Annotated in this window: 6 protein-coding genes and 1 pseudogene; 6 read left to right on the top strand and 1 reads right to left on the bottom strand. The window is 53.1% G+C overall.

What is annotated here, in order from left to right:
* The 4 genes and pseudogenes from GPK90_RS16675 to GPK90_RS16690 form a co-directional block, all read left to right on the top strand.
* Window positions 1-243: pseudogene (locus GPK90_RS16675) on the top strand (DNA topoisomerase III); the annotation flags it as partial.
* Entirely contained in the window at window positions 240-518 is a 279-nt protein-coding gene (locus GPK90_RS16680; RefSeq protein WP_004798047.1) for a hypothetical protein, read from the top strand. The pseudogene GPK90_RS16675 and the gene GPK90_RS16680, both read left to right, overlap by 4 nt.
* A 6-nt stretch (window positions 519-524) precedes the next feature.
* Window positions 525-3,608 carry a YodL domain-containing protein gene (locus tag GPK90_RS16685; protein WP_147571839.1) on the top strand — a complete coding sequence of 1,028 codons (3,084 nt, stop codon included), beginning with the start codon at window positions 525-527 and terminating at the stop codon, window positions 3,606-3,608.
* Window position 3,609: 1 nt separating this feature from the next.
* A complete protein-coding gene (locus GPK90_RS16690; protein ID WP_002576226.1) occupies window positions 3,610-3,825 on the top strand; it encodes a transposon-transfer assisting family protein in 216 nt (71 codons plus the stop codon).
* 96 nt (window positions 3,826-3,921) lie between these two features.
* On the opposite strand, the gene GPK90_RS19225 is transcribed toward GPK90_RS16690, so the two are convergent.
* Window positions 3,922-4,689, bottom strand: a complete 768-nt coding sequence (locus GPK90_RS19225) for a hypothetical protein (protein WP_252197555.1) — start codon at window positions 4,687-4,689, stop codon at window positions 3,922-3,924.
* Here GPK90_RS19225 and GPK90_RS19230 point away from each other — a divergent pair.
* Both GPK90_RS19230 and GPK90_RS16695 read left to right on the top strand, forming a co-directional pair.
* A complete protein-coding gene (locus GPK90_RS19230) occupies window positions 4,676-5,032 on the top strand; it encodes a TnpV protein (protein ID WP_252197558.1) in 357 nt (118 codons plus the stop codon). The two genes, GPK90_RS19225 and GPK90_RS19230, sit on opposite strands and share 14 nt — an antisense overlap.
* Before the next feature lie 110 nt (window positions 5,033-5,142).
* The coding region (locus GPK90_RS16695) for a DEAD/DEAH box helicase family protein (protein ID WP_346011289.1) at window positions 5,143-10,784 on the top strand (5,642 nt) is incomplete at its 3' end.

Here is a 10,784-nt window from a genome sequence, read left to right on the forward strand (position 1 = left end):
TTCTGTCAGAATGATTCTTGCAAATTTGCAATCTGGAAAAACAACAAATGGTGGGCTGCCAAGAAAAAACAGCCGACCAAAGCTGTGGTGTCTGCGCTGCTGAACGATGGCTGTGTCCGTGTGACGGGGCTATATTCGGAGAAAACCGGCAAGACCTACGATGCCACTGTGGTTTTGGAGGACGATGGACAGTATGCCAACTTCAAGCTGGAATTTGACCAGCGGAAAGGAGGCAGCCGATGAAGCTCTCTTTAGTGGAACGGGAAACCATTCTCCTCTATAACCAGGCAGAACCAATGGCTGAGGTCTACACCCACGATCCCCGTCTGATGGAGAAGCTGGAACTGCTGGCAAAAAAGCACCCCGACCAGATCACCCGAAAGGACGCCCATAACTTTACCGTCCCCAAGCGGTGTGTATCAGTCCGGGAGCCATACAGCGCCGAGCGCCGCAAAGCTGCCAGTGAGCGAGCAAAAGCCGCCGGATACCAGCCCCCTGTGAAAAAGTCCGGCAGTTAAAGGCACATGGCAGAGAATGTATTTGAAGCGGTCAAGCAGTCGGTCAGCACCAGAGAAGCGGCAGAGTTTTACGGGATAAAAGTCAGTCGAACTGGCATGGCCTGCTGTCCCTTTCACGATGATAAGAATCCCAGCATGAAGGTAGACCAGCGGTTCCACTGCTTTGGTTGCGGTGCAGATGGGGATGTGATCGACTTTGCCGCAAAGCTCTTTAACCTCTCCCCAAAAGAAGCGGCGGAGAAACTGGCACAGGACTTTGGCCTGATCTATGACAGTCAGGCCCCTCCCCGCAGGAGATATGTCCGGCAAAAAAACGAGGCACAGAAGTTGCGGGAGGATCGACAGCGCTGTTACCGCGTACTGTCCGATTACTACTATCTGCTGAAAAAATGGGAAGCCGACCGTTCTCCCAAAACACCGGAGGAAGAACCGCACCCCCGCTTTGTGGAAGCAATCCAGAAGAAAGCCTATGTAGAGTACCTGCTGGACCTTTTTCTTTATGAAAGTGAAGAAGAACAAAAGGCATGGATTGCGGAACACACAGCAGAAATCACACACTTGGAAAGGAGATTGAAAATCATGGCTGAGAACAAACCCACCAATCGAGAACGGCTAAGGGAAATCACAGATGGCATCGAGCAGGGTATCAAAGAATTGTTTGAAAGCGAAAAGTATATGCGTTATCTGTCCGTCATGTCCCGATTTCACCGCTATTCGGTAAACAACACTATGCTCATCTATATGCAGAAGCCGGACGCCACTTTGGTAGCCGGATACAATAAGTGGAAAGACCAGTTTGAGCGTCATGTAAAAAAGGGCGAGCATGGCATTACCATCATCGCCCCAACACCGTACAAGAAGAAAATCGAGGAGCAGAAGCTGGACCCGGATACCAAGGCTCCGATTCTGGATAAAGACGGAAAGATCGTCACAGAGGAAAAAGAAATCGAGATTCCCATGTTTCGCCCTGTCAAGGTCTTTGATGTGAGTCAGACCGACGGGAAACCTTTGCCGGAGCTTGCTTCCTCCCTTTCCGGTAATGTGCCAAATTATGAGGCATTCATGGAGGCCCTGCGCCGCAGCGCACCGGTGCCGATTACTTTTGAAGCAATGGCCGCCGATACGGACGGCTATTTTTCTGCCGATCATCAGAAAATTGCCATTCGTCAGGGCATGAGCGAGGTGCAGACGGTTTCGGCCACGGTTCACGAGATTGCTCACAGCAAGCTGCATGACCATAAAAAGCAGGAAAATGAAGAAGGAGCAGAGAAAAAGAGCCGCCGCACGGAAGAAGTAGAAGCGGAAAGCATCTCCTATGCAGTCTGCAAATATTTTGGCATCGAGACGGGAGAAAACAGCTTTGGCTATATTGCCAGTTGGAGTCAGGGCAAGGAACTGAAAGAGTTGAGAGCCAGTTTGGAGATCATCAACAAAACCTCCGGCACTTTGATCTCCGACATTGAGCGCCACTATAAGGAAATCTGCAAAGAGCGCGGAATCGACCCTCATGCAAAGGCAGAGCCGGAAACCGCCCCGATAGAGCAGCCAACCAGCAATCTGACTTACTATGTAGCAGAGTGCATGGAATTTCCAAACCTCGGAGAATACCACGATAACCTGTCTTTGGAGGAAGCTGTCCGCATTTATCAGGAGATTCCAGCAGAGCGAATGAACGGGATCAAGGGCATTGGTTTTGAACTGAAAGACGGAAGCGACTATGAAGGACCTTTTCCGATTTTGACCGGCCAGACCATTGACCTGGACACCATCCAGGCAATCGACTATTACCGTGATAATCCTCTGGTGCAAAAAGCGGTAAAGGAATTGGCTGCGGCAATGCCAGAAATGGAAGTGCTGGGGGCGGACGCCAACCAGCAGGAGACTTTGTTTCTGATTGACGATGCCACCTATCTTCATATCCAGTCCTGTGACAGCGGCTGGGACTATACCCTTTACGATGCCGCGTCCATGAAAGAGCTGGATGGTGGTCAGCTGGATATGCCGGAGATTTCCTGCATGAAGGCAGTTCTCCAGATTTGTGATGATAACGATCTGGACAGCACTTCGCTCAGACGCGCTCCCTTGTCTATGGTTGAGACCTTGCAGGAAGCTGCTTATGAGCAGATGCAGGCAGAGGCAAGTCAGATGACCGCTTCTGCCCAGCTGCCGGAAGCGCAGGAGCAGGCACTGGATGAATATCCCATGCCGGATGAGCAGGTATCCACACCGGATATGCAGGAATACGGATACTCTTATGATGGGATGCTCCCTGTTACCAGAGAACGGGCGCTGGAACTGGATGCCGCCGGTTTGACCGTCTATGTGCTGCATGAGGACAATACGGAGAGCATGGTGTTTGACCCGCAGGAAATCATGGATCATGGCGGTCTTTTCGGTGTGGACCATGAGGAATGGGAGAAAAGCCCCCAGTTCCACGAAAAGGTCATGGAGCGTCAGGAACATCAGCAGGAACGCGAACAGGCATTTCTATCCCAGAACAGAGATTGCTTTGCTATCTATCAGGTGAGCCGTGACGATCCGCAGAATGTGCGCTTTATGAATCTTGATTGGTTAAAGTCCCATGACATTTCCATAGACCGCAGCAATTATGACCTCATTTACACAGCTCCGCTGAGGGAGTCTGGCACGGTACCGGAGCAGCTGGAAAAACTATATGAGCAGTTTAATCTGCAAAAGCCGGCGGATTTTCACAGTCCTTCTATGAGTGTCAGTGACATCGTTGCGATCAAGCAGGACGGTAAGGTATCCTGTCATTACTGTGACAGTGTTGGTTTTACCCAGATCCCCGGATTCCTGCCGGAAAATCCGCTGAAAAATGCGGAGATGGCCGTGGAGGACGATTACGGCATGATCGACGGTATCATCAACAATGGCGCAAAAGAGCCTACGGTGGCAGAGCTGGAACAGCAGGCCCGCAACGGTCAGCCCATTTCCCTCATGGATTTGGCTGCCGCTGCCCATCGGGAGGAACGGGAAAAGAAAAAGTCCGTCATGGAGCAGCTGAAAAGCCAGCCCAAGGCAGAACACAAAAAGATAGCGCCAAAAAAGAGTGCGGAAAGGGAGATTTGATATGGGAAACTTTACTTTTGAGGAAATGAACCTGATGTGCATTTACAATACCGGCAGCCGCACCGGACTGATCGACAGCCTGCGTGAGATGCGCGGCGAGCTGGCCCCGGAGGAAACCGAGCTGCGGGAGTTGACAGACAGCGCACTGGGCAAGCTCCAGGCCATGAGTGATGCCGAGTTTGCCGAGCTGGAGTTGTATCCGGATTTTGACCAGTAAACACCATAATCGCAGGGATGGGGTGGCAATATGCCACCCCACCTTTTTACCCCAAAACTGAAAGGAGGACAGAACACTATGCCAACCAAAGCTGAACTATATGCACAGATGGCGGAGAAGGTGACAACGCAGCTCACGGGGAGCTGGCAGGAATGGGCAGGGTTTCTCACTACTGCTTCCCGCCTTTACAAGTACCCGTTCCATGAGCAGTTGATGATCTACGCCCAGCGTCCGGACGCTACCGCCTGTGCAGAGTACGATTTGTGGAATGAAAAGATGGGCCGGTATGTAAGGCGCGGCTCCAAGGGAATCGCTCTGGTGGACGATTCCGGGAACAGGCCCCGCCTGCGCTATGTTTTTGATATTTCCGACACCGGAACCCGTGAACATTCCCGCACTCCCTGGCTGTGGCAGTTGGAGGAGCGCCATTTGGATTCGGTGCAGGCCATGCTTGAGCGCACCTATGATGTTTCCGGTGATGACCTCGCCGGACAGCTCACGGAGGTAGCCGGAAAACTGGCTGAGGAATACTGGACGGAGCATCAGCAAGACTTCTTCTATATCGTTGACGGTTCCTTTTTGGAGGAATATGATGAGTTTAACATCGGAGTACAGTTCAAGGCAGCAGCCACCGTCAGCATCACTTACGCTTTGATGTCCCGCTGTGGACTGGAGCCAGAACGCTACTTCGACCACGAAGATTTCATGGCAATCTTTGATTTCAACACCCCGTCCACCATCGGGGCGCTGGGAACAGCGGTCAGCCAGATCAACCAGCAGGTGCTGCGGCAGATCGGCGTTACCGTCCGAAATGCAGAGCGCGAAGTCAACCAAGAAAGGAGCAAACAAGATGAACAATCCCATGACCTATATCCAGAACGGAGACTATCTGATTCCCGACCTGAAGCTGAGCCAGCAGCCGGAGAAACCCCTGGGCAAGTACGGCAGGATGAGGAAAACCTACCTGAAGGAACATCGTCCCATCCTCTACAACCAGATGTTGCTGAGCGAGAAGCTGTACCAGCACCTTCTGGAGATCGACGAGACCGCCCAGAGCAGACTGGAGCAGATGATGCCCCAGCTGGCGAAAGAAGCGGGAGCCACCGAGGAACTGAAAGCCAGCGATCCCATGAAGTGGGTGGGGCTGATGAACACCTGCAAAGCTCAGGCCGAGGAGATCCTGATGGCGGAGCTTATCAACAGCTGACTCTAAACCTGTTCCTCTCCGAAGCGGAACAGATCCAATCCATAGATGAAGCAGAGAATGTAGCGCATACATCCTCTGCTTTTTCTTTTACCCAAAATGACATCGACCATGTGCTGCGTTTGGGCGGCAATACAGATCGTCAAAGGGAGCGTGTGGTTGCAGCCTTTGAAAAGCAGAAAACCACCGCTGAGATTGCCGAGATACTGAAAACGCTGTACCACGGCGGCAATGGCCTTGGCAGTGTGAGCGCATGGTATGCCGAGGATGGTATCCATCTTTCACATGGGAAGTCTGTCCGTTATGACAGGTCTGCCCAGGTCATTTCCTGGGAGAGTGCCGCAGAGCGTATCGGGGAGCTTTTGGAAAGTGGTCAGTTTGCCTCCAATGTGGAGCTTGCAGAAGCGGCAAGCTATGAACGCTCCCTCCTCTCGGAAAAGCTCTGGCATCTGTATCACGATCTCAGTGAGGACGCCAGAAAAGGCGGATATTTGTCCTGCCTGTCAGAGATCAAAGGCAATGATTTCCCGGAGGAGACCCGCCGCCTGATGGAGCAGCTGAGTGAACCGGCTTTCCGCCAGACCCTCAAGGAAGAATACGCCGCCTTCTGGACTGCCTATCAGCAGGACCGTGACCTGTTGCGTTTTCACTATCATAGACCGAGGGAGATCTGGGAGAACCTGAAGGACCTTGACCTGCCCCGCAGGACCTTTTCTTCAGAGCTTTCCCAAGTGCCAACCGTCCAGCACTTTATTACCGAGGATGAGATCGACGCCGCCATGACCGGCGGAAGCAGTTTCGCCGGAGGAAAAGGCCGTATCTATGCGTTCTTCATGGAAAACCATACGGATAAGGAAAAAGTGAGATTCCTCAAAGACGAGTATGGCATTGGCGGACGCTCTCATGCCCTGTCCGGCGCAACACACAGCGGTGAAGATCACGACGGGAAAGGGTTGCACTATAAAAAGCAGGACTGCCCGGATGTTCACTTGAACTGGGAAAAGGTTGCCAAGCGCATTACCTCTCTTGTCCAGAAAGGCCGCTATCTTACCGAACAGGAACAGGCGCAGTATGACAAAATCCAGGCTGAAAAGGAATTGGCAGAAGAAGATGCCATCCAAGCTCAGCAGCCGGAGGTGGAGGAAGAAACGCCAAAGCCTACCCTTCGGGAGCAGTTTGAGCAGTATAAGACTGTGGTGACTGCCGCCATTTCCGAGGATGCCGCATACCGCAATGCCTGCGGGCATTCTGACCGTGAAAATGTTGTCATCGAGGGCAATGCCGCTGTGCGCCGTGCGGTCCTTGGTTCTAAGGATATGGAGCTGATTCGCCTCTATTCGGATGTGCCGGAGTTCCGACAGCGACTGCACCGGGAAGTGATCGACGAAACCTATCCAAAGCTCCATGAACTTCTGCGCCCTCTTTCTCAGGAAGATATTGATACTGCCATTTGTGCATGGAACGGCAATATCGAGAGTAAACATGCTGTCGTCCGTTATATGAAAGACCATGCAAGAGAGAAAGATACCGCTGCATGGCTGGCTCAGGAATACAGTGGCAGCAACATCCCGTTCGTTGTCCGTGCCGGCAGCCCGGAGGAAACGCAGCTGCCCTGGCCGAAGGTACAGCGCAGGCTTGCCCAGCTCATTCAGGAGGACCGGTTCTATACCGAAGAAGAACAGGAACGTTTTGACAACATCGACCCCATCGCCATCCGGGAAGCCCTGGAGGAAAGAGGGATTGTCAACGGACAGGTGGCAGACCCGGAAAAACTGGACAATGACCCATTTATCCAACAGGTGGTGTCGGATGTAGGGCAGATCGCAGATGCCGAGACAGAGCAGACTTCCAAAGTTTCCATTTCCGATGAGGAATATGACGCAGTTCGCCGCCCAATTCCGCAAAGAACCTCCTATGACCCAGCCGCCCCGGTCTATGCCGTGGGCGATACCGTGTATATCGAGGATGACGCCTATCAGATCACCGAGCTGCGGGAGGACACCGTACAGCTTCTGCCCACCGGGATGGTATATCCCATCTACCGGGCAGAGCGCAAAGAACAGTTCGAGCAGCTGCTTCGGGCAGACCGCCGCAATGCTTACTATACCGAATTTCTTCCTATTGACCCGGACAAGGCAGATCAGGACTTGCGGGATGTATTGGCTCATGGACTGATGGATGAAGCGGATAAAAAGCAGATTTCCACGCTGCTGCAATCCGGCAGGAGCAACAGCGAGATCGCCTACTGGCTGAGCAGAGCCTATTCCGGTGAGATCGAGACACTGAATCTGGAGACCGGCGATATTGCCGATTACCGTACCACGGCACAGGGCATAGAACTGGAAGTCATGGATGCAGAGGAAAAGCGTCTGGTTATGCTGTATTTCCGCTGGGATGAGGTTGCGCCTTTGCTGCGCGGGATGTATGCCCGTCAGCAGGACGGTTTTGGACAGGAACAGCCCCAACCGGCTACCGAATCCCCGACCTTCCATTCCGAGACCATGGCCGTCTATCCGGGCGATAAGAACAATCTGCCTTATGATGTGGTGGTGGAACGGCTGCATATCGAGGAGCCGGAGCCGCCAGCACCTGTGACAGAGCCGGAGAAAACCTTTGAGGAAGTGCTGGACGAACACTCGGTTTCCATTCAGGTCAATGGCCAGTGGCAGACCTTCCCCAATGCCAAAGCTGCCGAGGAAGCCTCCTATGAGGAATACAAGGCCAACCTGCGCCGCAATGCACAGAACTTCCATATTACCGATGAGCATTTGGGTGAAGGCGGTCCGAAAGCCAAGTTCCAGGCAAATGTCAATGCGATTCGTTTGCTGAAAGAACTGGAAGTTGCCGGACAGCAGGCAAGCCCCGAACAGCAGGAGGTTCTTTCTCGATACGTGGGCTGGGGCGGTCTCTCTGATGCGTTTGACCCGGAGAAACCGGCATGGGCTTTAGAGTATGCCCAGCTAAAAGAACTGCTGACCCGGTCGGAATATGCCGCCGCCAGAAGCTCTACCCTCAACGCCCATTACACCAGCCCTACGGTCATTCAGGCCATCTATGAAGCGGTGGACCGTATGGGATTTGAGACCGGAAATATTCTGGAGCCGTCTATGGGTGTGGGCAATTTCTTTGGTATGCTGCCGGAGAAAATACGAAACAGCCATTTGTACGGCGTGGAGCTGGACCCTGTTTCCGGGCGCATCGCAAAGCAGCTCTATCCCAAGGCGGACATCACAGTAGGAGGCTTTGAGACCACCGATAGGCGTGACTTCTTTGACCTTGCCATCGGCAATGTGCCGTTCGGTCAGTATCAGGTCAACGACAAAGCCTACAACAAGCTGAATTTCAGTATTCATAACTACTTTTTCGCCAAAGCACTCGACCAGGTGCGTCCCGGCGGCGTGGTAGCTTTTGTGACCTCCCGATATACCATGGACGCCAAGGATTCCACCGTGCGCCGCTATCTTGCCCAGCGTGCTGAACTGCTGGGAGCTATCCGTCTGCCTAATGACGCGTTCAAAAAGAATGCCGGTGCCGAGGTGGTATCGGACATCATCTTCCTCCAAAAGCGGGACCGCCCGCTGGACATCGTGCCGGAATGGACTCAAACCGGACAGACGGAGGACGGATTTGCCATCAACCGGTATTTTATCGACCACCCGGAAATGGTGCTGGGCAGACAGGAGCCGGTAAGCACTGCTCATGGTATGGACTACACCGTGAACCCTATCGAGGGACTGGAGCTTTCCGACCAGCTGCATGATGCGGTGAAGTATATTCATGGCACTTATCAGGAGGCAGAGCTGCCGGAGCTGGGCGAAGGCGAAGCTATTGACACCTCCATTCCTGCCGACCCCAATGTGAAGAACTATTCCTATGCCATTGTAGACGGGCAGGTGTACTACCGGGAAAACAGCCGTATGGTGCGCCCTGACCTCAACGCCACCGCCGAAGCCCGTGTAAAAGGTCTTGTGGGACTGCGTGATTGTGTGCAGGAACTGATCGACCTTCAGATGGATGCAGCGGTTCCGGACAGCACCATTACCCAAAAGCAGGCGGAACTGAACAGCCTCTATGACAGCTTTTCTGCAAAATACGGTCTCATCAATGACCGTGCAAACCGACTGGCCTATGCAGACGATTCTTCCTATTACCTGCTCTGTGCGCTGGAAGTCATCGACGAGGATGGAAAGCTGGAACGCAAGGCAGATATGTTCACCAAGCGGACCATCAAGCCCCATCAGGCGGTGGCTGTGGTGGATACGGCAAGTGAAGCACTGGCGGTGTCCATCTCGGAAAAAGCCTGCGTGGATATGGGCTATATGAGCCAGCTTACCGGAAAAACAAAAGAAGAACTGGCCGGAGAACTGCAAGGCGTGATCTTCCGTGTACCGGGACAGTTGGAGAAAGACAGCACACCCCATTATGTGACTGCTGATGAATACCTTTCCGGCAATGTACGCCGCAAACTGCGTCAGGCGCAGCGAGCGGCACAGCAGGACCCGGTTTATGCAGTCAATGTGGAAGCTCTTACCGCCGCCCAGCCCAAAGACCTGGATGCGTCGGAGATTGAGGTGCGTCTGGGCGCTACCTGGATTGACAAAGAGTACATCCAGCAGTTTATGTACGAGACCTTCAACACCCCGTTTTATCTCCAGCGCAGTATTGGGGTCAACTATTCGTCCTTTACCGCTGAATGGCAGATCAAGGGGAAATCTTCTGTATCCTACAACGATGTGGCAGCTTATACCACCTATGGGACCAGCCGCGCCAACGCCTACAAGATTCTGGAGGATTCCTTAAACCTGCGGGATGTCCGTATCTATGACACCATAGAGGACGCAGACGGAAAAGAGCGCCGCGTGCTGAACGCCAAGGAGACCACCCTGGCTGCTCAAAAACAGCAGGCGATCCGGGAAGCCTTTAGGGACTGGATCTGGAGAGACCCGGAGCGCCGCCAGACTTTGGTGAGCCAGTACAACGAGGAAATGAACTCTACCCGTCCCCGTGAATATGATGGCAGCCACATTACTTTTGGAGGCATGAACCCGGCCATTACCCTGCGGGAACACCAGAAAAGCGCCATTGCCCATGTGCTGTATGGAGGAAATACCCTGTTGGCACATGAAGTAGGCGCAGGCAAAACTTTTGAAATGGTAGCTGCTGCGATGGAAGCCAAACGCCTGGGACTGTGCCAGAAATCTCTCTTTGTGGTTCCAAACCATCTGACAGAGCAGTGGGCGTCGGAGTTTCTGCGTCTCTATCCTTCCGCCAATATCTTAGTCACCACCAAAAAGGACTTTGAGACCCATAACCGAAAGAAGTTCTGCGCTCGTATTGCGACGGGTGATTATGATGCCATCATCATGGGACACAGCCAGTTTGAGCGTATCCCCATCAGCCGGGAGCGTCAGGAACGGCTTCTCTATGAACAGATCGACGAGATCACTGAGGGGATTGCAGAGGTACAGGCCAGTGGCGGCGAGCGTTTTACCGTCAAACAGCTGGAGCGTACCAGAAAGTCTCTGGAAGCCAGACTGGAAAAGCTGCAAGCCGAGGGGCGAAAAGACGATGTGGTAACCTTCGAGCAGCTGGGTGTGGACCGTTTGTTTGTGGACGAGGCCCACAACTATAAAAACCTGTTTCTATACACAAAAATGCGGAATGTGGCTGGTCTTTCCACATCGGACGCGCAGAAATCCTCCGATATGTTTGCCAAGTGCCGCTATATGGATGAGATCACCGGAAACCGTGGCGT

The sequence above is a fragment of the Clostridium sp. MCC344 genome, from assembly GCF_018785365.1.
GTDB lineage: Bacteria > Bacillota > Clostridia > Lachnospirales > Lachnospiraceae > Pilosibacter.

Excerpts from the sequence above, each read along its gene's own strand:
- GPK90_RS16680 (WP_004798047.1), top strand. The coding sequence starts at position 240 with ATGAAGCTCTCTTTAGTGGAACGGGAAACCATTCTCCTCTATAACCAG.
- GPK90_RS16685 (WP_147571839.1), top strand. The coding sequence starts at position 525 with ATGGCAGAGAATGTATTTGAAGCGGTCAAGCAGTCGGTCAGCACCAGA.
- GPK90_RS16690 (WP_002576226.1), top strand. The coding sequence starts at position 3,610 with ATGGGAAACTTTACTTTTGAGGAAATGAACCTGATGTGCATTTACAAT.
- GPK90_RS19230 (WP_252197558.1), top strand. The coding sequence starts at position 4,676 with ATGAACAATCCCATGACCTATATCCAGAACGGAGACTATCTGATTCCC.
- GPK90_RS19225 (WP_252197555.1), bottom strand. The coding sequence starts at position 4,689 with ATGGGATTGTTCATCTTGTTTGCTCCTTTCTTGGTTGACTTCGCGCTC.